Source organism: Campylobacter sp. 2014D-0258 (genome assembly GCF_008000495.1).
GTDB classification, from domain to species: Bacteria; Campylobacterota; Campylobacteria; order Campylobacterales; family Campylobacteraceae; genus Campylobacter_D; species Campylobacter_D jejuni.
This window is the reverse complement of the sequence record NZ_VOAR01000025.1, coordinates 164,671-187,465: the sequence shown is the minus strand read 5'-3', so window position 1 is coordinate 187,465 and position 22,795 is coordinate 164,671. Positions and strand designations below refer to the sequence as shown.

The window sequence follows — 22,795 nt, the reverse complement described above, 5'->3', positions numbered from 1 at the left end:
AATAACAAATATTTATATCCTTTTTAGCTTAATATCTTAAAATGTCAAGCAAAAAAGGATATAAGATGTATAAATTTTTATCACACGAGCCTTTAGCTAACAAATCTTGTCATCATAATCACAAAGAACATTCTCATGAACATCATCATTCCCATGCCGATGCAAGGAGTGTGGATAAAAAGATTTTAAAAATTTCTCTTTTAATGACTTTTTCTATGATGCTTGTGCAATTTATTTATTCAATCCTTTCAAATTCTTTGGCACTTTTAAGCGATACTTTGCATATGTTTTCTGATGTTTTTGCCTTAGCTCTTAGTTTTTTAGCCATTATAGCTGTAGAAAAATGGCAAGATCATCAAAAGACCTTTGGGTATTTTCGTCTTGAAGTTTTAGTGGCTTTTATCAATGCTTTAACCATTATTTTATCGGCTTTATTTATCATTTATGAGGCTATAGAAAAATTTATCAATCCAAAAGAAATTGACGCTAAAACCATGATAATTGTAGCTATTTTGGGCTTTTTGGTAAATGGGATTAATGCTTTGATGATGTTTAAGGGTGCAAATTTAGAAAATGTCAATATGAAGTCCGCTTTTTTGCATATGATGAGCGATTTATTGGGTTCTTTAGCGGTTATTATAGGTGGGATCGTGGTGTATTTTAGCGGTATTGTTTATATAGATACGATTTTAGCTATTGTATTATCAATCTTGCTTTTAAGATGGGCGATTATCTTGCTTAAACAAAGCGCTAATGTCTTGCTTGAAAGTTCTCCTGTGGATATAGAAAAAGTAAGACAAGTTTTGCTTTTAAATCCTAGTGTGGATGAGGTAGTGGATTTGCATATTACTCAAATCACTAATAAAATGCTAGTAGCCTCTATGCATTTAAAAGTAAGAGTTTGCAATCTAAAGGAATTTGAAAAACTATCTCAGGATTTATCTCATAAGTTGTTGCATGAATTTGAAATCGGGCACATTACCATACAACCTATAAGGAGTGAAAATGAAATTTAAAGTAAAAAATGTTAATTGCATGAATTGTGTAAATTTGATCAAAAATTCTCTTGAAGATGAATTTGGAAATATAGAAGTGGATTTGGAGCAAAAAATTTTAAGTTTAAATTTAGAAGAAAATCAAGTATCAAATTTTACAAAAGAATTTCAAGATTTAGGTTTTGAGATCGTAGAGCGTTTATAATGGAAGAATTGCGTATAAAAATAGGCAAAATGACTTGCGTTAATTGTTCTAATGCTATAGAAAGAGCTTGTAAAAAAATTGATGGTGTTAAAGATGCTAGTGTTTCTTATGTGAATTCTAGCGGGGTTTTTTTACTTGAAGATCAAAAAAAACGCAAGGATATCATCGCAAAAATTAAAAATTTAGGCTTTGAAATTTTAGAAGATGAACAAAGCTTGAACGCATACAAGGCAAAAAAACACTTAGAATTAAGAAAAAATTTGCTCTTAAGTATAGTTTTGAGTGTGATTATTATGTATTTTGAAATGTTTGTTAAAAGTTCTTTTTCTCAAAATATCCAAATGGCTTTGAGTTTTTTTGGGATATTTTATTGTGGGAGAGACTTTTTTTCTCATGCTTTTTTAGGCTTTAAAAGCAAAAATTTAGATATGAATACCCTTGTAGCTTTGGGGACTTTGAGTGCTTTTGTGTATTCTTTTTTGGTGTATTTGCAAATTTTCAAAGAAGAAGATTTGTATTTTAGTGGTGCAATGATGATTATTTCCTTTGTGCTTTTAGGAAAATATCTTGAAAGTAAGGCTAAATTTAAGGCACAAGATTATCAAAGAATTTTAGAAAATATAGACACAAAAAAGACAAAAATTTTGCTTGAAGATGAAAGTATCAAAGAAATTTCAAGTTCTTTTGTCAAAAGTGGCGATGTGCTTTTGGTAAAAGAAGGAGAAAGCATTGTTGCAGATGGAGTGGTGCTTTTAGGGAGTGCAGAGCTTGATATGAGTTTTTTAAATGGGGAGTTTTTGCCTGTTTTAAAAAAAGAAGGCGATGAAGTTCAAGCAGGAGCAGTAGTTTTAAATGGTGCTTTAAGGATCAAAGCAAACAAAAAGGCCATGGATAGTACTTTAGAACAAATCAAAAATCTAGTTTTTGAAGCAGGAAGTATCAAAAGTCCTTTGGCAAATTTAGCAGATCAAATTTCTAAATACTTTGTAGGGGGTATAATATTTTTTGCTTTTTTAGTTTTTGTTTTTTGGGTGTTAAAAGCAGATTTAAATACAGCTTTTTTACACTCTTGTGCTGTGCTTTTGATCTCTTGTCCTTGTGCTTTAGGTCTTGCAACGCCTATAGCTTTGGTTGTGGCAAGTGCAAATGCGGCAAAAAATTTCATTCTTATTAAAAATCCTGCTGCTTTAGAAAAATTAGCCTTAGTTAAGTATGCTTTTTTTGATAAAACGGGTACATTAACAAAGGAAAATTTGAGTATTTTTAAACACAATCTTTCTAAAGATGATTTTGATAAATTATGTCAAATTGAAAGTTTAAGCTCTCATCCTATAGCTAAGGCTTTACATAAAGATCATTTTTTTGATTTAAAGGGTGAGGGAATAGTGATTGTGGGTTCTGGTATAAAATACAAAGAAGATAATGATAATTATCTCGTAGGCAATGCACAGTTTTTGCACGAAAATGAAATTGACACAAAAGAAAGTGATATCTTTTTTGATACTTTTAAAGAATATGTTAGGGTGTATTTTGCTAAGAATAAAAAGTGTTTAGGCGGTGTTTTGTTAAGCAATGCTTTAAAAGATGGAGCCAAAGAGCTTGTGTTAAATTTAAAAAAGCAAAATCTTAAAACTTTTATTTTAAGCGGCGATCATGTAAAAAATGTAGAAAAAATAGCCAAAGAATTACAAATAGACGAATTTCACGCTCAGCTTAAGAGTGAAGAAAAACTACAAATCATTCAAAAATTTAAAAAAACTCTTTTTGTAGGAGATGGGATCAATGATGCGGCGGCTTTATCTGCTGCAAGTGTGAGTATGAGTTTTTCAAAGGCAAATGAACTTGCTAAAAAAACAGGAGATTTTATCTTGATAAAAGATGATTTATCAGCGATTTTTAAATGTTTTAAACTTGCTAAAAAAACACGCGGTATTATTAAGCTAAATCTTTTTTGGGCTTTTATTTATAATGTGCTTTGCATTCCTATCGCGGCAGGATTTATACCTTTTATCTCTTTAAGTCCTCATATAGCAGCACTTGCAATGTGTTTTAGTTCTATTACTGTAGTGCTTAATTCTTTAAGACTTAAAAGAATTTAAAAATTTAATTTTTATTAATAATATATTATATATAATTAATATTACTAAAATATATTATTAAAAGAGTATAAATGCAACAAAAATGTTTTTGCATAAGCAAAATGATTAGATTTTCAAAAATTATTATTTTGCTTACCGTTGTATCGTTAGCAGGTATAGTGGTTTTTGGAAATGTGACAGATTACAATTCTAATTTCCAATTTGTTTCGCATGTGATGAGTATGGATACAAAGCCTGATTTATTTAGGTAATGCTGTAGTTTATATGGCTATTACTTCTCCCGTGATTTATCATATAGGCTATATAGCAATTATTCTTTTTGAAACTTTTATTGCCTTAACAGCTCTAAAAAAGGTGCTTATGATATGTTTAAAGCTAGAAATTTAGATGCTCAAAGCTTTCATAATGCTAAGATTTTTTGGGATTATTTCTTTAACTTGTGTATTTTATGGTTTTTTGCCTTCCAAGTAGTTGTTGCAGAATGGTTTGGAATGTGGATGAGTAAGGTTTGGAAAGGTTTACCTGATACTATAAGATTGGTAACTTATATGTTTTTAGCTTTGATTTTCATCTCTCTTAAAAATGATGATTAATTTTCTATACTAGGCTCTCCAAAACAATCTTTAAGAGCCTCTTTAAGATCTTCTTGTGGGTCAAATTTTTTGGCCCCTTCTTTAAGCATATTAATAGAACTTTGAATATCTATGTTTTTATTTTCATTGTTTGGTAATTCTTGAGTTAAGGATTGAAGCTTATTTTCATCAATTGTTAGTGCTTTTTGCACATTAATTTTAGCATTTTCTCCAAATTTAGCTTTAAAAAGTTCTTGTATGAGTTTAAAACCTTTATTGAGTGTATCGCGATTTTGTCCTTGTGCGTTTGAGCTTATATTTAAGGTATTGTTTTCAAAACTAATAAATTTTGTGCTTTGTTTAAAGCATTCTGCAAGATCAAAATCCCTATCATAAATACTATCAAGCAAGATTTCATAAGCATTTTTTTCTATTTTTTTCTCAAGATTAGGCATGATAGGAGAAGGCGTGATCTTAGGTGTAATATTTGTTGTATTTTCTTGTTTGATTTCTTGGATTTGTGTGTCAATTTCTTTTAAATGGCTTGCTTCCATCATCATAAAAGTCATAACACAAAGTGTAAAGCCATCATCATCGCAAAGCATATTTTTAGCTTTGGATAAAATACGGAAAAATCTTTCATAAATTAAAGTAGAAAATTCTGTACTTTTTGCAAAAAAGCTTTCTTTTAAATAAAAAAGCATTTCATCAATCACGCTTGAAGCTTCATAGTCTTGTAATTCTTCTAAATATGCAAAAACTTTTTCTTTGTTTTTTGCTAAAATAGCTTGATAAAAGGCTTTGATTTTTTGAGGATCTAAAAAGCCTAGCATATCAGTGATTTTGCTAGTGTTGATTTCATTTTGACAAAAAATAATAGCTTGATCAAGCAAAGTTAAAGTATCTCTTAAAGATCCATTACCACTTCTTGCTATGAATTTTAAAGCTTCTTCTTCAAATTTAACATTTTCCTTATGTAAAATTTCTTTAAGATGGTTTAAAATTTCACTTTGTGGAATTTGCTTAAAGCGAAAATGTTGTGTTCTTGAAAGCACTGTTGCAGGAAGTTTTAAAGGATCTGTGGTTGCGAGTATAAATTTAACATAACTTGGGGGTTCTTCTAAGGTTTTTAAAAGTGCATTTGCAGCCTGTGGGGTAAGCATATGTACTTCATCAATGATGAAAATTTTAAATCTTGCCATAGAAGGGGTGTATTTGGTTTGTTCGATTAAGGCTTGTATGTCTTCAAGCCCACGGTTGCTTGCAGCATCCATTTCTATAATGTCTATATGTTTGCCTTCAAGTGCTGCAATACAGTGCTTACAAGCGCCACAAGGCGTATCGCTTGGCCCTTGTTCGCAAACTAAAGCACGAGAAAAAATTCTAGCACTTGAAGTTTTTCCACTTCCTCTAAGTCCTGAAAAAAGATAAGCATGAGCTAAGCGATTATGATTTAGGGCGTATTTTAAACTTACGCTAACTGTTTTTTGTCCTATGAGTTCATCAAAGGTTTTTGGTCTGTATTTAATCGCTAGAGCTTGAAGCATTTTTTACTCGTTCATTATAGATAAAAGTTCTACATTATCTTTGGTTTTAAGCATTTTAGAATATAAAAATTTCAACGCCTCAACATCATCCATTTGAGAAATCGCTGAACGGATCGCCCAGATTTTTTGAAGATTTGCTACGCCTTGGAGTAATTCTTCTTTTCTTGTTCCTGATTTGATGATATTAATCGCAGGATAAATTCTTCTATCAGAGATATTTCTATCAAGAACTATTTCGCTATTTCCTGTACCTTTAAATTCTTCAAAAATCACATCATCCATTCTTGAGCCTGTGTCAATTAAAGCCGTAGCAACTATGGTTAAAGAGCCTCCATTTTCTATGTTTCTAGCTGCACCAAAGAAGCGTTTTGGTTTGTGCAGGGCATTAGCATCTACCCCACCGCTTAGGACTTTTCCACTGCTTGGAGTTGCAGTATTGTAAGCACGTGCAAGTCTTGTGATGCTATCAAGTAAGATGATAACATCTTTGCCTGTTTCTACCATTCTTTTGGCTTTTTCTATCACGAGTTCAGCTACACGCACATGATTATAAGCAGGTAAATCAAAAGTAGAACTAAAAACTTCGCCTTTTACACATCTTTGCATATCAGTAACTTCTTCAGGTCTTTCATCGACTAAAAGCACGATTAAATGCATTTCAGGATGGTTTTTTGCAATAGCAGTAGCAAGTTCTTTCATAAGTTCTGTTTTACCTGTGCGTGGTGGAGCAACGATAAGCCCGCGTTGTCCTTTTCCTATAGGAGTAAAAAGATCCAAAACACGACCTGTAAGCTTCATTGCATCGTATTCGAGTTTGATTTTTTCTGTTGGAAAAATAGGGGTTAAGTTATCAAATAAAGGTCTTTCTTTGGCTTCTTGTAAAGGCAGATAATTGATCGCTTCGATTTTTAAAAGAGCGTAGTATTTTTCTTGATCTTTTGGTTCTCTAACTTGTCCTGTAACGATATCGCCTACACGCAGAGCAAATTTTTTAATTTGTGAATTTGAAACATAAGCGTCATTAACACTATCGCTAAGATTAGAGTCCATACCTCTTAAAAAGCCATAACCTTCGGAAGAAATTTCTAAAATCCCTGTAAAAAGTATAAAACCGCCTTTTTTTGTTTGTGCTTTTAAAATTTCAAAAATAAGTTCTTGGCGGCGAAATTCTCTTGGGTTTTCGATTTCACATTCATTGGCGATTTTAACTAGATTTTCTAAATCTAATAATTTTAATTCTTCAATTTTATAACCTTCCACTGGAACGTGGGTTCTTTGATGTTGTTTTTTTTCTTTTTCCATAAGTCCTCGTAAGATTTAGCAGAATAATTTTTGTAAAATGTGATTTTAATAAAAAAATGCACTTTTTGTCAAATTTGTTTATAATTATAAAAAATATTTTTTTAAAGAATGATTATGAAATGTGAACATTGCAGACTTGATTATAAACAAGCCCAAATGATAGAGTATAAGGGTAAATTTTTTTGTTGCAAGGGTTGTGAGAGCGTTTGGGAAATTTTACATGAAAGTGGATTAGATGAGTTTTATGAAAAGCTTGGAAATCAAACCTTAAGCCCTGTAAATTTTCAAAATGAAATGAAAAATTATGATGAGTTTATCACTAAAACCAAAGAAGGATTTAGTGAAATTTATCTCATGATACACGGTATAGAATGTGCAGCTTGTGTGTGGCTTAATGAGAAAATTTTAACCAAGCAAGAAGGAATTTTAGAACTTGATATTAATCATTTAAACCATAAAGCACGCATTGTTTTTGATGAACAAAGCATTTCTTTGGTGCAAATTTTAAGACTTATTGAAAGCATAGGTTATAAAGCGAGTGCTTATGATGCGAGCAAGGCTTCAAAAAAAGCGGATTTATTAAAAAGGGAATTTTATTCTAAGCTTGTTGTGGCTATAGCTTGTGTGATGAATATCATGTGGATAGCAGTGGCAAAATACGCAGGATTTTTTAGCGGTATGGATAAGGACACTAAGGATATTTTAAATTTTGCTGAATTTATCCTTTGTTCTCCTGTGCTTTTTTATACGGGATCTCATTTTTATAAAAGTGCTTTTAAAACTTTAAAAATGCATAGTTTAAATATGGATGTATTGGTGATTAGCGGAGCGAGTTTGGCTTATGTTTATTCTTTATGGGCCATGTTTTTTAGGGTAGGGGAAGTGTATTTTGACTCTGTGGCGATGATAATTTGCTTTGTTTTTATAGGTAAATATCTTGAGATGTTTAGCAAAAAGCGTGCTTTAGATACCATAGATGGGCTTAATGATTTTTTACAAAATGAAGTTTTAGTTTTCAATGGTAAAGAATTTGCTCCTAAAGAAGTTCAAAAGGTTTGTTTAGGGGATAGAATTTTGCTTAAAACTGGAGATAAAATTTTAATCGATGGGATTTGTAAAAGTGGTGAAATGAGTGTGGATACTTCTTCTTTAAATGGAGAAAATACCCCAAAACTCATACAAAAAGAAGATGAAATTTTTTCAGCTTGTATAGTGCTTGATGGAAGTGTGGAGTATGAAGCAACAAAGCTTTACAAAGATTCAAAACTCAGTCAAATTATCCAGCTTTTAGAACTTGCAAGCTCTAAAAAAGCAAAACTTGAAAGTTTGGTTAATAGTCTTTTGGCTTATTTTTCTAGAACGGTTTTATTGATTGCTTTTATTTGTTTTGCTTTTTGGTTTTTTTATAAGGAAGAGAGTTTTGAAATTTCTTTAGTTAATGCGATTGCAGTTTTGATTATCGCTTGTCCTTGTGCTTTGGCTTTAGCAACGCCCGTGAGCAATCTTGTAGCTTTAGGTAGAGCTTTGAAAAAACATATTTTGTTTAAAAGTTCTAGCGTGATAGAGGATTTAAGCAAATGTGATTGTGTGGTGTTTGATAAAACGGGTATTTTAACCAAAATAGAGCTTGAACTTAAAGAGGTTTTTTTAGATAAAGCGCTTGATTTGAATGAGCTTTATAATTTTGTAAAACTTTCTAAACATCCTATATCTCAAAATATTGCGTCGTATTTAAAGCAAAAAGGAGCTAAGGATTTAAATTTGGATTTTAAAAAGCATTCGAGTATTCAAGCTAAAGGTTTAAGTGCTGAGTTAAATGAAGAGTTGCTTTTAGGCGGAAGTTCTAAATTTTTGCAAGAAAAGGGTATTGTGGCTAAAGAATTTGATAATACGCATTTTATTTTTGCCAAGGAAGGTAAAATTTTAGCTTTTTTTGAGTTTGATAGTGTTTTAAGAGAAGGTGCAAAAGAGCTTATCGCTTATCTTAAAAAAGAAAAGAAAGAATTAATGATACTCAGTGGCGATCATCAAAAAGCAGTGGAAAAAATCGCTAAAAAGTTGGAAATTCAAAATTATCAAGCTTCTTGTTTGCCTGAAGATAAGATGAAAACTATAGAAAATTTAAGTAAAAATTACAAAGTTTTATTTGTAGGTGATGGGGTAAATGATGCACTAGCTTTAAAATATGCAAGTGTTTCGATGACTTTAAGAGAAGGAAGTGATCTAGCTATAGAAAGTAGTGATGTTTTGCTTTTGAAAAATGACTTACTTTCTTTAAAAAAAGCTATCAAATTATCTAAAAATACCTTTAAAATTATCAAGCAAAATCTTGCTTTTTCTTTGTTTTATAATGCTTGTACCATACCTTTGGCTTTTTTGGGTATGATAAATCCTTTATTTGCTGCTATTTCTATGTCTTTTAGTAGTATAATAGTCGTTTTAAATGCTTTAAGGATCAAAGAATGAATAGTATAATCATGATGATGATAGGAGTTTCTATCTTAGCGTTTTTTATCATTTTGGCAACTTTGCTTTGGGGGATTAAAAATAAGCAATTTGATGATGATTATAAATTTACTACTTTAAATGATGATGAGGATTCTTTGCGTGATGCTATAGAATTAGAAAGGCGTAAAAAAGAAGCTTTGGATAAAAAAAGGCTTTCTTAAAAAGGAAAGCCTTTTTTAGAAATTATTTTAAAGTTTCAATATGAGCTTCGATAGCTTTAAAATCTTCTTCAGTTAAACCTTTAAGGTTAAGTTTCATGATCGCACCTTGACCATAAGCATTTCTTTTGCCTTCTGAATATTCTTTCATGTATTGAAGTCTTTCAGCAGAAGAAAGAGTTTTTAAAGCTGGAACTTTGTTTAAGTAAACTTTGTCAGCATTTGCACCATGACATACTGCACATTTTTTAAAAAGTGTAGCACCATCTGCAGCAAAAGCAGAAACGCCAAGACATGCCAAAGCAGAAACTACTAATAATTTTTTCATTTGTTTTCTCCTTAGTAAAAATTAGATTGCTAGGTATTATATATCTTTATTTTTAATAAAAATCTTAAGAAATTAAAGATAATGTTTATTTTCTTTTTAAAAAAGCTATATTATAATGTTTTTATGAAAACAAAAGCATTATTTTTAGATAGAGACGGTGTGATTAATATAGATAAAAAATATGTCTATAAAATAGAAGATTTCGAATTTTGTGATGGAATTTTTGAACTTTGTAGATATTTTTTGGCTAGAAATTATTTGCTTTTTATAGCGACAAATCAATCAGGTATTGCAAGAGGATATTACAAGGAAAGTGATTTTTTTAAGCTTTGTGATTATATGCTTAAAGAATTTGCTAAACAAGATATAAAAATTGATAAAATTTATCATTGTCCGCATTTAGAAGGTTGTGAGTGTCGCAAACCTAAAGCAGGCATGCTTTTAAAAGCAAAAGATGAGTTTGATTTAGATATGAAAAATTCTATCTTTATCGGAGATAATCTAAGTGATATGCAAGCAGGATTAAATGCTGATATTGGCACTTTGATTTTGGTAAATGAAGAAAAAAAAGAAGGCGATTTTTTTAGACAATTTAAAAATTTAAAAGAAATTTTGAGCTTTTTTAAAGAAAAGGACATTTAAATGAGAGTAGCAATCACAGGTGGTGCAGGATTTATAGGTTCGCAACTGGCTTTAAATTTGCAAGAAAAACATGAAATTTTAATCATCGATAAAATGCGTAGCAATGCGACTTTTGAAAATGGAAATTTACAAAGTTTTGGGCATTTTAAAAATTTACTTAAATTTGATGGAGAGCTTTTTGCAGGTGATATTAACGATGAAAAAGTTTTAAAAAAGATTGAAGATTTTAAGCCAGAGATTATTTTTCATCAAGCAGCAATTTCAGACACTACGGTTTTTGATCAAACTAAGGTTTTACAAACCAATTTAAATACTTTTAAAGATTTTATAGAACTTAGCATAGATCTTAATGCAAAGCTTATTTATGCAAGTTCAGCTTCGGTTTATGGTGATGCAAAAAGTCCACAAACTGTAGGTAAAGATGAAGAACCAAAAAATCCTTATGCTTTTTCAAAATTGATGATGGATAAGTTAGCGAAAAAATACTACGATAAAGCTCATTTGGTAGGACTTAGATATTTTAATGTTTATGGAAAAGGCGAATTTTATAAAAACAAAACCGCTTCTATGGTTTTGCAATTTGGCCATCAAATTTTAGCAGGAAAAAATCCACGATTGTTTGAAGGAAGTGATCAAATTTATAGAGATTTTACTTATATTAAAGATGTTATTAATGCCAATTTAATTGCCCTTGATTCAAAATGCGGGGTTTATAATGTAGGTAGTGGTAAAGCAAGAACCTTTCAAGATATAGTTGATATTTTGCAAAAAGAGTTAAAGACTGATTTGCCTTGTGAATATATCCCAAATCCTTATGTAAAATCTTATCAATTCCATACTGAAGCAAAACTAGATCAAACTTGGGATTATCAGCCAAAATTTAGTCTTGAAGAGGGGATTAAAGATTATTTAGATGAGATAAAAAGACTTTTTGAAAAGGAAGTAAATGCTTGAGTTTTTAAGCCAGCAAAAACCTAAAATTTTAATTATAGGGGATTTTATGGTGGATAATTACACTTGGTGTGATTGTTCGCGTATCAGTCCTGAAGCCCCTGTTTTGGTAGCTAAAACTCTTAAGGAGGATAAAAGATTAGGCGGGGCTGCGAATGTTTATGCAAATTTAAAAAGTTTAGGGGCTGATGTTTTTGCGCTTGGTGTTGTGGGTGATGATAAGAGTGGGAAATTTTTACAAGAAAATTTAAAAGGAGAATTTTTGATCCAAAAAGGACGCAAAACCCCTTTTAAAAATCGCATTATGGCACACAATCAGCAGGTTTTAAGACTAGATGAAGAAGATACAAGTGAGATTTTGCTTGAAAATGAGCTTATTGCTTTGTTTGATGAAAAGATTAAAGATTTTAAAGCTGTGGTTTTAAGCGATTATGCTAAGGGTATTTTAACGCCTAAGGTTTGTAAGGCTGTGATAAAAAAGGCTAAGGCTTTAAATATCCCTGTTTTAGTTGATCCTAAAGGGAGTGATTTTAGTAAATATAGCGGTGCAACCTTGCTCACGCCTAATAAAAAAGAAGCTTTAGAAGCTTTGAAATTTGAAAATTTAGAGGGTGAAAATTTAGAAAAAGGGATTAAAAAATTAAAAGAAGATTTTGCTTTGCGTTATTCTATCATCACTCTTTCAGAAGCGGGGATCGCACTTTTTGATAAGAATTTAAAAATCGCACCTGCTAAAGCCTTAGAAGTTTATGATGTAACAGGGGCGGGCGATAGTGTGATCGCCGTTTTGGCTTTTTGTTTGGCAAATGAGATTGAAATTTTTAAAGCTTGCGAACTTGCCAATGAAGCCGCAGCTGTTGTAGTGAGTAAAATAGGTAGCGTGAGTGTGAGTTTTGATGAGATTAAGAGTTTTAATCGTGTGGATTTTGAGAAAAAAATCAAAAGCAAAGAAGAACTTTTAACGCTTTTAAAACAAAATGATAAAAAGATCGTTTTTACAAATGGTTGTTTTGATATCGTGCATTTTGGACATATAAAATACCTTGAGAAAGCTAAAAGATTGGGCGATGTTTTGATTGTAGGTTTGAACTCAGATGCGAGTGTGAAAAGACTCAAAGGTGAGAGTCGTCCTGTAAATTCAGAGTTTCAAAGAGCTTGTATGTTGGCAGCTTTTTATTTTGTGGATTTTGTAGTGATTTTTGATGAAGATACACCTTTGGAACTTATAAGCTTTTTAAAACCCGATATTTTAGTTAAAGGAGCTGATTATAAAGATAAAATTGTTGTGGGTGCAGATATCGTTTCAAAGGTTGAATTAATCGACTTTGAAGAAGGATTTAGTACCAGCAAGATCATAGAAAAGATTAAGGATAAAAAATGATAAATTTAGTGGAAAAAGAATGGCAAGAGCATCAAAAAATCGCTCAAGAAAGTGAAATTTTAAAAGGACAAATCGCTAAAGTAGGAGAGCTTTTGTGCGAGTGTCTTAAAAAAGGTGGCAAGATTTTGATTTGCGGAAATGGTGGGAGTGCAGCTGATGCTCAGCATTTTGCAGCTGAACTTAGTGGGCGTTATAAAAAAGAACGCAAGGCTTTAGCAGGCATAGCACTTACAACCGATACTTCAGCACTTAGTGCCATAGGAAATGACTATGGTTTTGAGTTTGTTTTTTCAAGACAAGTGGAAGCTTTAGGAAATGAAAATGATGTTTTAATCGGTATTTCAACGAGTGGAAAAAGCCCTAATGTTTTAGAAGCTTTAAAAAAAGCAAAAGAACTTAATATGCTTTGTTTAGGGCTTAGTGGAAAGGGTGGTGGAATGATGAATAAGCTTTGTGATCATAATCTTGTCGTGCCAAGCGATGATACAGCTAGAATTCAAGAAATGCATATTTTAATCATACACACACTTTGTCAGATTATAGATGAAGGTTTTTAATTTTCAAAAATTTTGATTTTTTATATACTCTACAAATGGTGTTAAGTCAAATTCTTTAATTTTCCTTTCCATTGTATTAAGATATTTAACTATATTTTGGGTATTTAAAATATGCGTATTATCTCTTATGGCATTAAGTTGCATAGAGTTCATATCAGTATTGTAGTGTGCAGGATCTTTATAATTTTTTATGTTGTCAGCGTAGTCCAAATCATCAAATCCATATATTTTTACATTAGGATATTTTTGAGTTTCTTGTATAATCCAACTTAAAATAGCATAATAGTTTGAAAATAGAACACTATCTTTATTATAATATTCCCCATAACTGAGTTTTCTATAGTTTAATCTTGAATAACTTGGTATAATAAGATAAAACTGCGTTTTTTGATATTTTTTAATAAAACTTAAGAGATATTTTTTTGTATAATTTTTAAAATGTGAAATATCTATATCAAAATTTGGTTGAAAATTTTGAGCTTGTAAAATTTCATTTTGAAAATTTTTATCATGCCACCATTCTTTACTCCAGTATTCAATACCTCCAAATTGGTTTTTATTTTCTAAAAACCAATTTGTTAAAGTATCTAAATTATCTTTTCCTATGCATTTTTCTTTTTTTGAAAAAAATATAGCACAATTAATAAAACGACTTGAGAGATATAATTTAAATAAATCAATAGTTTTATCATTGTAGAGTGAAATAAAGTTTTTGTCTTTGGGGGTTTCAAGTTCATTTAAAGCTCTGATGTCTAAAGAATAAATAATGTTTTTAATATCTTTATGTTTAAATAAATAATCTAAAATTACCGCTCTTAATGCAAATGTGCTTCCACCTAAAGATAGATTTATCCAATTACCTCCTAGTTTTTTGTTTGCTTCTTTAGCAGAGGTATTTTCAAGCATAGAAGTGCCTATTATGGCAGAATCAAAATCTTTGTACAGAATGAGTCCTCTAGCTTGCATTCTCATATCTTTCATGTAAGTTTCTTTTCTAAAATATGGTGGATGAAAGAACCAAAAAGGATCGCGAATATAAAGCAATGTAAAAAGAATTATTACGAGAGGCAAAGGACATAATAAAGAAAAAAGAATGAATTTTTTATTAGAAGCAAACAATATTTTTCCTTAAAAATTAAAATAGATAAATTCGGTATATGGTGTAGCAATAAGAGTAATTAAAGCTATATAAAATAAAAACATTACAATAAGGGAATTTTTAAAGCTCGACTTAAAATCTTGAAGCATATTAATGCTATTTTTAAAACAAATACATAGTATAAAGGAGACTAAAATAAAACCTACCATTGTATCATTTCCGCCTATTTTTTTAAATAAAAGCCCTGCTTTGAATTTTAACGGCAATTCCACCCAAATTACCCCAAACATTGATTTTAAGAGGTTTATAGCCCCTTGTAAATTTTCGCTTCTAAAGAAAATCCAAGCTATATTGATAAAATTGAAAGTGATAAACCAAGATATAATTTTATAAATTTTCGAATTTAAAAAAGTTTTGCCTTTAGCCCAAAAACTATAAATTCTATGGCTTATCATAGCTATAGCGTGTAAAATTCCCCATATAACAAAACCCCATCCGGCTCCATGCCATACTCCGCTTAAAAAAGCTACGATAAAAAGATTTCGTAGATTGATAAATTTTCCAAAGCGATTTCCTCCAAGAGGGATGTATAAATAATCTTTTAAAAATCTTCCTAAAGTAATATGCCATTTTCGCCAAAAATCAGCTATATTTAAAGCTTTATATGGAGAATTAAAATTTACAGGTAAAGCTATACCGAAAAAAAGAGCTAATCCTATAGCCATATCACAATATCCACTGAAATCAAAATAGAGTTGAAAAGTATACGAAAGGCTTGTTGCCCAAGCCTCAAAAATATTTAAAAAATTTCCATTTTGCACAACTGTAAATCCTGCATTTGCCCAAGAAGCAAAACTATCAGCTATGTAAACTTTTTTAAAAAGTCCTATAGAAAATATAAACAAGCCCTTTGCTATTAATTTCCAATCGATTAAAGCTTTTTCTTTATTAAGTAAAGAATGAAATTGCGGCATCATTTCTTTATGATGGACTATAGGACCTGCGATAAGTTGCGGAAAAAAACTGATAAATAAGCAATAATCTATAAAATCAACTTTTTTATTTTCTAATAAATCCTCAATATTACTTTTTTTATAACAGTCCACTAAAAATGCAATTTGTTGAAAAGTGAAAAATGAAATTCCTAAAGGTAGTAAAATATGTGGTAAAGGAATATTAAAGTCTAAATGAGCAAGTTTGGAAAAAAGATTAAAATTTTCCAAAAAAAAATCTGTATATTTAAAGATTGCTAGTAAGCAAAGGTTGAAGATAATACCTAGATAAAGTAAAGTATATCCCGCCCTATTATTTTCTTTTCTTAAGATAAGGTTTGCAAGAAAAAAATTTACCAAGGTTGAAAAGGTTAAGATGAAAATATAATCAATTTTAAAATAGGCATAAAAAAATAAACTAGCTAATATTAAAAATATTTTTGCACTTGTATAATATTGCAAAGCTTTTAATATGTAAAAGCCTACCAAAGTTAAAGGCAAGAAGGCAAAAATAAAAGTAAAAGAGCTAAAAAGCATAAACAACCTTATAAAATTTTACAATAGTTTTTTATTCTAACTAAAATTTTTTTATGGAGTGCTTAATTTTTTAATTTCTTCTATCACCTTTTCAGGCTTTAGATCTTTCATGCATTTATGGTGCTTTAAAGGACAGGTTTTTTGCATACAAGGCATACAAGCTAGATCTAAATGCACTAATTTTGCGTTTTGATTTTGCCAAGGTGAAGTTTGAGTAAATTTCGTAGGGCCAAAAATAGCCACGGTTTTTATCTTATAAACTGCACTTAGGTGCATAGGACCACTGTCATTTGTGATGAAAAGATCGCAAAAAGCGATATTTTGACAAAGGGTTTTGATGGTGGTTTTATTGCAAAGATTTTTTACTTTTATGTTTTGTTCTTTTAAAATTTGATAAATTTCATTACAAAGTTCTTGTTCGGCTTTTCCTGCGCCAAAGATTAAAATTTCATGACTTTGGCTGAAATTTAAAGCCACTTTAGCAAAATAACTCGCATCCCATCTTTTTGCACTTCCAAAGCTTGCGCCAGGGTTGAGTCCTAGAATTTTTTTACCATTTTTTAAGATAAGAGGGTTTTGAAATTTTAGCTTAAAGGGAAGCTTTAAGTCTTTAAAATGAGCTTTTATACTAAGTGAGTTTTCTATAAAATAAAGGTATTTTAAAACTTGATGTTCTTCTTTGTGCTTGTTTTTGTCAAAAAAATATCTTTGTTTTGTTTTGAGAATATGCAAGATAATCTTAGAAGAAAACGCAGATCTAAAAGCAAAGCTAAGATCGATTTTACCAAGTTCTTTGCGTAAAGATAGGGCTTGTTTGTAGCGGGTTTGTTTATTTTCTATGATGATTTTAGAATTAGGAAATTCCCTAAAAAGTGCTGTGGAAACCAAAGAGCCATAAAGGATAAATTGGGTATTTTTAAAATGTTCTTTTATAGCGTATAAAGCAGGTGAAGCCATCACTGCATCGCCTAGCCAAGTGGGAAGGTGTATAAAAATTTTCATAAATTTCCTAAACTTTGATAGAATTGTTTTTATTATTTTAACAAAATTTAGGAAAAATATGCCACAACTTTCGATCATAATCCCGCTTTTTAATTCTTGTGATTTTATTTTAAGGGCTTTACAAAGTTGTATAAATCAGACTTTAAAAGATATTGAAATTTTGATTATCGATGATAAAAGTAAAGATAATAGTTTAAATATGGTTTTAGAATTTGCTAAAAAAGATCCAAGGATAAAAATCTTTCAAAATGAAGAAAATTTAGGCACTTTTGCAAGTAGAAATTTGGGAGTTTTGCATTCTAGTTCTGATTTTATAATGTTTTTAGATAGTGATGATTTTTTAACACTTGATGCTTGTGAAATAGCACTTAAAGAGATGAAAAAAGGTTTTGATTTACTTTGCTTTGATGCTTTTGTACATAGGGTAAAAACCAAGCAATTTTATCGTTTTAAACAAGATGAGTTTTTTAATCAAAAAGAATTTTTAGAATTCTTAAGCAAACAAAGGCATTTTTGCTGGTCGGTTTGGGCGAAGTGTTTTAGAAAAGATATGATCTTAAAAATTTTTGAAAAAGTTAAAATCGATGAGCGTTTGAGTTACGGCGAAGATGTGCTTTTTTGTTATATTTATTTTATGTTTTGTGAGAAAATAGCTGTTTTTAAAACTTGCATTTATCATTATGAATTTAATCCAAATGGAAGATATGAGAATAAAAATAAAGAAATTTTAAATCAAAATTATAAAGATAAAAAGAAAAGTAATGAAATCATAAAAAGACTCTCCAAAGAGTTTTTACTTGATGAATTTCATCAGAAATTATTTGAAGTTTTGGAGAGAGAGGAAAAGAGTTTATGTATGAGAGCAAATAAGATTTAGCTTTATAATACTTTATGATTTTTATTTATAAATTTAAAATAGCAATATTTAATTAAGTTTATAAATGTATTTTTTATATTTTTATTATTAAAATCTTCTTTTAATTTTTCTTTGATTATTTTATAATACTTAATTTGATTTGTATTTATTTTTAATTTTTTTGCAATATTTTGTGGTATAAAATGATATAAAGAATCAAACCAAAAATAAACTTTTATAATGTTATAATTTTTTCGATAATTTCTAGCACACCATAAAAGCATTATTTGATCGTCATCAATTATTCCAAATGAGGTAAAATATTTTATACATTTTTGCATATGATGTTTAAATAAGAGCCAATTTTTTGATTTTGCGAATATAATACCACCCATTAAAAATGTTTCCATGGAAAAGTAAATGTTTGCTAAAGTTTGTTTATTATCATTTTTTATTGAAAAGAGATTAATTTTATTTTCATCTATACTATTTTGTTTTTGTAGATAAAAGTTAAATTGATCTTTATCTACGAAAAAATTTCCTCCATGATTAAAACCAAAATCAAGCCACATTATATCCTCATCAGTCAAACCTCTTTGTATAGCATCACATACAAAAAAAGGTTTTAAATACATAAGGTAGCAATACATAGGAGAAATACATTCTATATTGTTTGGATTTTTTCTATTTATACTTTGATCATAATTTCTAAAAGTATCTATTATTTTTTTATAACCTTGCTCATCAAATTCTTGTAATTCTTTGGTTATTATTATGGTTTTGTCTTCTAAATTATGTTTTTTTCTTGTATCTAAAATTTTTTCCTTTATATTTTCTTGGGTGTATATAATCATTTTATTTTTGATACCTGCTAAAAATTCAAAATAAGATAAATATTTATCATTATCTCTTTCAAAATTTTTAATATCTTTTCTACCTATATCATAAAAAGCTGTTACTATCGTAATTTCATTATCGATCATATTGCATCCTTAAATAATATTTTATCTATCATGGAATGTTTTCTAATTTTTTTAAAAATTTTTAATGAATGTATGCTTGTTTTATTTTTTATATCATTCCATAATTTATCACTATATTTATCTTTTGCATGATATTGCAAGAGATGAATATCTGTATCATTTGTTATGTATAAATTTAAATTTAAATACTTTTTCTTTAAGGCGTCAAACAATATTTGAAACATAAAATAATATACTAATTTATTCTCATATTTCCAATAATTAATCAATATATCTTGCATTATCTTCATAATCTCATTATTTTTATTTGATAATATAAAACCATTTACAATATTAACTTTAAATTTCTCATCCCAAGAAAAAAAATTATAATTAAAATTTATCCAATTTTTGTAATCTTGCGGTTTTTTTGTAGATCTATGAAAAATAAAAAAATCTTGATCTAAAATTTCTTTTTGAATTTCTCCGCTTAAAAACATACCAGCGTCTAGCCAAATTCCACCATAATTATTGAGCAAAGAAACTCTTAATAAATCAGAAAAAATAGTTATCGTTTTTTCTCCAAATTTTTTATCATCAATTTTTTGATAAATAAAATCAGGAAATATTAAATAATCTTTTATATTATCTTTATCAAGTAAAACAACTTCATAATTACCTTTATATTTTTGAACAGATTTAAAACACTTTTTTATAATGCAAGGTGCATTATCAATACCTTGATACCAAAATTGCCATATTATTTTTTTACCATTTATATTCCGTGTTTTTTTTATCTGTATGTCATCTAATTTATTTTCAAAGTATTTTTTTATATAAGCATTTTCCAAATAATTAGCTATATTCTCATGTTCTTTTTGATGTAAGATCTTACCTTTTATAATTCTTCTATGTTTATTTAAGAAAAATGCAGAATAAATAAAATACAAGCTATATAATACAAAATTATTCATATTTTCTCAATTTTTTTAAACTAGGTATAAAAAATATGATTTTATTTTTTATCTTTTTTATATATTTTGAAATTTTACTTCTTTTTCTATATCTTCTTTTATTATCATCTTGCACATAAGTTTGGGCTCCAAATATCTCATCAGTAGTTATAACAACAGGATATAAAGCATATACATTTATTATGTTATCATTACTAGTACAATGATCATATGGAAATATTATTTTTTCTAAGTATTTATACATTTTTAAGGCACCATTTTTATTGATATAATATCCATGGGTTCCATTGCCACCACCAACTAATCTTTTTGCATGATAAAAATCATCTATTTTATAATCATATCTTAAAGAAAATGGGCTTTCTATACGAAATCCATCGTCTAAATAAACTTGCCTATAATGACCAAGTAGGAATAATTCTAAATCTTTTGGAAATTTATCTTTTAAACTTAAAATATAATTTAATTTTTCATCAAAATAAGCATCATCTTCCAATATCAAACACTCATTTAAATTTAACTCAAACATTCTTTCAAAACATTTTTTATGGGATAAAGCACACCCTATCTCACCAAGACTTAAAGTTCTACCTAAATATTTTTCCGATAAAGAAAAATCACTAATATTTTTTACAAAATCACTATCCAACTCTTTTCCATCAACAGCTTGTATGATTTCATAATCTAAGTTATGCTTTAAACATAAATTCTGCATATATTCTTTTCTATCTTTGGCTATTTTTAAATTGATTATAAAAAATTTCATAAATAAAAACCTATCATAATAATTTATAAGATAAAATTATACTATAATATAAATAAAAAAGGTTATGACAATGATATATTATCCGTATTATTTAAAAAAATATTTAGCGAAGATTGCATGCTTGTTTATACCAAATAAAAATATAAGGGCAATAATTAGAGAAAAATTACTCAATCAATTTATGCAAATAAAACTTGATAATTTAAATTCGTATATTCCAAAAGATATAGTAGATAATATAGAAAAATATGATAATGAACATTTTTATAAAATAAATCACATTATAAAATCTAAACACAAAGGATTTTTTGATTTTGACGAAAAATCTAAAAATCCAACATCACCTTTAAATCCATGGGCTTATATAAGAGTAAAAAATGAAGCATTAACTTTGAAAGCTTCGTTAAAAAGTATACTTCCGGCTATACAAAGAGGGATTATAGGATATAATGATTGCAATGATGGAAGCGAAGAGATAATCTTAGAATTTTGCAAACAGTATCCTTCTTTTATACCAGTAAAATACCCTTATGAAGTACAAATTGAAAATCCGCAAAGTGAAGAAAATAAACTTTATAGTTATTATAATTATGTTGCAAGCTTTATTCCACAAGGAGAATGGCTTATAAAAATAGATGTTGATCATATTTATGATGCTAAAAGACTTTACAAAAGTTTTTATATACCTAAAAAAGACTATGATATACTTTGTTATTCTCGAATAGATTTTTATTATAAAGATGATGATAGAGCTGAGGTATTTATAGTAAAGTATAAGAGTATCAATAATATCTTGAATAACAAGAGTAATGATCAATGGTTGATAAAAAATAATCATCTTAAATGGGCAGAAAGTATGCATGAAGATAGGTATTGTATAGAGTATTTGGATATAAAAAAGTTAAAAATTTATCAAACAGAATTTTTAAACTATCATTTTCCATATTTTAAGAGAAGCTTAGATAAAAATAAGATAGAATTAATTCCCATAGATGATTTTAGTATCAAAGAATATAAAGATATAATATCACCTGATATGGTAACTAAAGAAAAATTGCTATATTTAAAAAAATATATAAAGGAAAATCAATGAAAAAATCGAAATCCATACAAATAATCAAACAGCAAGGAATAGCTGAATTTATAAAATATAAAAAAAATAAAATATACACTAAATATGAGAAAAAATTTAATATCAATATTTTTACTCCTTATTTATTAAAATTTTGTAAACCTTTAAAAGATGATTATAAATTTATATTATTTAGCTATGGTGTAAGTGGGCATTGGGCTTTTAAAAGTTTTTTAAAATATTGCGAATTAGATGACTTTGTCTTATATCAGAATAATTATAGTTATTATAAAGAATATAAGAATTTTAATAAAAAAAATTATTATGTAGAAATAGCTTGGTATCAAAGTATGCAGCCAAAATATAAGCATATAAGTAAAATTTTAAATAAAAATAAGCCTGTTGTAATTTTGACAAGAGATCCTATATCTAGATTAAAAACAATGGTTAATCATGGTTCTTATAAGATTGAAGAACTTGGTAAAAATGAATTAAAAAATTTTTATATAAATGAAGATATATTTGAAAATTTAGATAGAATAAGATATACAGATAAAAATGGACATAATGCTAATCTTAAAAAACCTGATTTATCATCTATCTATTTTATCGTAAACGAAGAGCTAAGTTTTAGCTATTTTTCAAATATAAATTTGATTAAAAACAAAAATATATTATATGTAGACACGAAATCAATTTCAAAAGATAATGCATTTGCCACTATAAAAACTCTTGCTAAAGAGCTTAATTTTAAAGAACCAAATGATAATGATGAATATAAATTTACGCAGAAATTTTGGAACGAATTGTATTATTTACTACCTTATAGACTTATTGTCAATAATGATATTTTGATAATAGTATCTGATGAAAATAAAGTATTTTTAGACAATGATAAGCATTATAATGAGATAAAAGATGATTTAATTGATATAAAAAAAGAACTTGTAAATACAAAAAGCAAGTTATTTGATAAAATTTCAATTAATATAGAAAATAAAAATTGGATCATTATTAAAGATGATAAAGCTTTAATCAATGATCTTAGAGAATATTTTGAAAAATTTATGATTATTTTAGAGAAAAAAGCGAATGAAAGACTTGAAAATATGGTAAAAGAAGAAGATGTTTTAAATTATTTAAGGGAGCATCAAGATTTAGGAAAAAAAATTAAAAATATTTTGGATTATGAATTACAACATATAAAAGAGCATAGACCAGATATTATTAATAGTTGGGAATACTATAAAAAATTTCTTGAAATTTTTTAAAGAATAAGCGAATAAAATG

At 28.3% G+C, this 22,795-nt stretch carries 21 protein-coding genes and 1 pseudogene; 13 read left to right on the top strand and 9 right to left on the bottom strand.

Features of this window, described 5'->3' with window-relative positions; translation table 11 throughout:
- Positions 1-65: 65 nt before the first annotated feature.
- From czcD to SR62_RS09360, 4 genes and pseudogenes are all read left to right on the top strand, one after another.
- Entirely contained in the window at positions 66-1,016 is a 951-nt protein-coding gene (gene czcD, locus SR62_RS05725) for a CDF family cation-efflux transporter CzcD (protein WP_057033367.1), read from the top strand.
- Positions 1,006-1,200 carry a heavy-metal-associated domain-containing protein gene (locus tag SR62_RS05720; protein ID WP_002852760.1) on the top strand — a complete coding sequence of 65 codons (195 nt, stop codon included), beginning with the start codon at positions 1,006-1,008 and terminating at the stop codon, positions 1,198-1,200. The genes czcD and SR62_RS05720 overlap by 11 nt, the downstream gene beginning before the upstream one ends.
- On the top strand, positions 1,200-3,299 hold the full coding sequence (copA, locus tag SR62_RS05715) for a copper-translocating P-type ATPase CopA (protein ID WP_147502301.1): 2,100 nt from the start codon (positions 1,200-1,202) through the stop codon (positions 3,297-3,299). Before SR62_RS05720 ends, copA begins: the two co-directional genes overlap by 1 nt.
- Before the next feature lie 71 nt (positions 3,300-3,370).
- Positions 3,371-3,892, top strand: a pseudogene (locus SR62_RS09360) (DUF2165 family protein).
- On the opposite strand, the gene SR62_RS05695 reads toward SR62_RS09360, so the two are convergent.
- Together SR62_RS05695 and rho are read right to left on the bottom strand one after the other, a co-directional pair.
- Positions 3,889-5,418, bottom strand: coding sequence for a DNA polymerase III subunit gamma/tau (locus SR62_RS05695; protein ID WP_057033786.1), 1,530 nt, complete (start codon positions 5,416-5,418; stop codon positions 3,889-3,891). The pseudogene SR62_RS09360 and the gene SR62_RS05695 overlap by 4 nt on opposite strands.
- A gap of 3 nt (positions 5,419-5,421) precedes the next feature.
- Complete coding sequence (rho, locus tag SR62_RS05690) at positions 5,422-6,720, bottom strand: transcription termination factor Rho (protein WP_057033785.1); 1,299 nt, start codon at positions 6,718-6,720, stop codon at positions 5,422-5,424.
- Positions 6,721-6,828: 108 nt separating this feature from the next.
- Here rho and SR62_RS05685 point away from each other — a divergent pair, with 108 nt between their 5' ends.
- Both SR62_RS05685 and ccoS read left to right on the top strand, forming a co-directional pair.
- On the top strand, positions 6,829-9,186 hold the full coding sequence (locus tag SR62_RS05685) for a heavy metal translocating P-type ATPase (protein ID WP_079742628.1): 2,358 nt from the start codon (positions 6,829-6,831) through the stop codon (positions 9,184-9,186).
- Positions 9,183-9,389, top strand: a complete 207-nt coding sequence (gene ccoS / locus SR62_RS05680) for a cbb3-type cytochrome oxidase assembly protein CcoS (RefSeq protein ID WP_002852798.1) — start codon at positions 9,183-9,185, stop codon at positions 9,387-9,389. Before SR62_RS05685 ends, ccoS begins: the two co-directional genes overlap by 4 nt.
- A gap of 22 nt (positions 9,390-9,411) precedes the next feature.
- Here ccoS and SR62_RS05675 read toward each other — a convergent pair whose 3' ends face one another.
- A complete protein-coding gene (locus SR62_RS05675) occupies positions 9,412-9,714 on the bottom strand; it encodes a c-type cytochrome (protein WP_002852762.1) in 303 nt (100 codons plus the stop codon).
- 81 nt (positions 9,715-9,795) lie between these two features.
- On the opposite strand from SR62_RS05675, the gene gmhB reads away from it, so the two are divergent.
- The 4 genes from gmhB to gmhA are packed head-to-tail and all read left to right on the top strand — an operon-like array spanning position 9,796 to position 13,245.
- On the top strand, positions 9,796-10,356 hold the full coding sequence (gmhB, locus tag SR62_RS05670; RefSeq protein WP_002878815.1) for a D-glycero-alpha-D-manno-heptose-1,7-bisphosphate 7-phosphatase: 561 nt from the start codon (positions 9,796-9,798) through the stop codon (positions 10,354-10,356).
- A complete protein-coding gene (gene rfaD / locus SR62_RS05665) occupies positions 10,357-11,310 on the top strand; it encodes an ADP-glyceromanno-heptose 6-epimerase (RefSeq protein WP_002868597.1) in 954 nt (317 codons plus the stop codon).
- A complete protein-coding gene (gene rfaE1 / locus SR62_RS05660) occupies positions 11,303-12,688 on the top strand; it encodes a D-glycero-beta-D-manno-heptose-7-phosphate kinase (protein ID WP_002891845.1) in 1,386 nt (461 codons plus the stop codon). Before rfaD ends, rfaE1 begins: the two co-directional genes overlap by 8 nt.
- Complete coding sequence (gene gmhA, locus SR62_RS05655) at positions 12,685-13,245, top strand: D-sedoheptulose 7-phosphate isomerase (protein ID WP_002891847.1); 561 nt, start codon at positions 12,685-12,687, stop codon at positions 13,243-13,245. The genes rfaE1 and gmhA overlap by 4 nt, the downstream gene beginning before the upstream one ends.
- A gap of 3 nt (positions 13,246-13,248) precedes the next feature.
- On the opposite strand, the gene SR62_RS05650 is transcribed toward gmhA, so the two are convergent.
- The 3 genes from SR62_RS05650 to waaF form a co-directional block, all read right to left on the bottom strand.
- The gene (locus SR62_RS05650; RefSeq protein WP_176692460.1) at positions 13,249-14,226 is read right to left on the bottom strand and encodes a hypothetical protein; all 978 of its coding nucleotides are present in this window, start codon (positions 14,224-14,226) and stop codon (positions 13,249-13,251) included.
- Positions 14,227-14,373: 147 nt separating this feature from the next.
- The gene (locus SR62_RS05645) at positions 14,374-15,873 is read right to left on the bottom strand and encodes an MBOAT family O-acyltransferase (RefSeq protein ID WP_002877116.1); all 1,500 of its coding nucleotides are present in this window, start codon (positions 15,871-15,873) and stop codon (positions 14,374-14,376) included.
- Between the two features lie 51 nt (positions 15,874-15,924).
- Positions 15,925-16,875, bottom strand: a complete 951-nt coding sequence (gene waaF, locus SR62_RS05640) for a lipopolysaccharide heptosyltransferase II (protein WP_002891851.1) — start codon at positions 16,873-16,875, stop codon at positions 15,925-15,927.
- A gap of 58 nt (positions 16,876-16,933) precedes the next feature.
- Between waaF and SR62_RS05635 the strand changes: the two genes are divergently transcribed.
- Positions 16,934-17,752 carry a glycosyltransferase family 2 protein gene (locus SR62_RS05635; RefSeq protein ID WP_002877115.1) on the top strand — a complete coding sequence of 273 codons (819 nt, stop codon included), beginning with the start codon at positions 16,934-16,936 and terminating at the stop codon, positions 17,750-17,752.
- Between the two features lie 2 nt (positions 17,753-17,754).
- Here the strand turns inward: SR62_RS05635 and wlaTC are convergent, their stop codons facing one another.
- From wlaTC to SR62_RS05620, 3 genes are read right to left on the bottom strand one after another with little or no spacing between them, the layout of a single operon-like run.
- Positions 17,755-18,714, bottom strand: coding sequence for a class E lipooligosaccharide biosynthesis protein WlaTC (gene wlaTC, locus SR62_RS05630; protein WP_002891853.1), 960 nt, complete (start codon positions 18,712-18,714; stop codon positions 17,755-17,757).
- A complete protein-coding gene (gene wlaTB, locus SR62_RS05625) occupies positions 18,711-19,667 on the bottom strand; it encodes a class E lipooligosaccharide biosynthesis protein WlaTB (protein ID WP_147502300.1) in 957 nt (318 codons plus the stop codon). The genes wlaTC and wlaTB overlap by 4 nt, the downstream gene beginning before the upstream one ends.
- A complete protein-coding gene (locus SR62_RS05620; protein WP_002866160.1) occupies positions 19,660-20,433 on the bottom strand; it encodes a glycosyltransferase family 25 protein in 774 nt (257 codons plus the stop codon). Before SR62_RS05620 ends, wlaTB begins: the two co-directional genes overlap by 8 nt.
- Before the next feature lie 70 nt (positions 20,434-20,503).
- On the opposite strand from SR62_RS05620, the gene SR62_RS05615 reads away from it, so the two are divergent.
- A complete protein-coding gene (locus SR62_RS05615; protein WP_002876190.1) occupies positions 20,504-21,526 on the top strand; it encodes a hypothetical protein in 1,023 nt (340 codons plus the stop codon).
- Entirely contained in the window at positions 21,523-22,776 is a 1,254-nt protein-coding gene (locus SR62_RS05610; RefSeq protein WP_002876189.1) for a DUF2972 domain-containing protein, read from the top strand. The genes SR62_RS05615 and SR62_RS05610 overlap by 4 nt, the downstream gene beginning before the upstream one ends.
- The last annotated feature ends 19 nt before the right edge of the window (positions 22,777-22,795 follow it).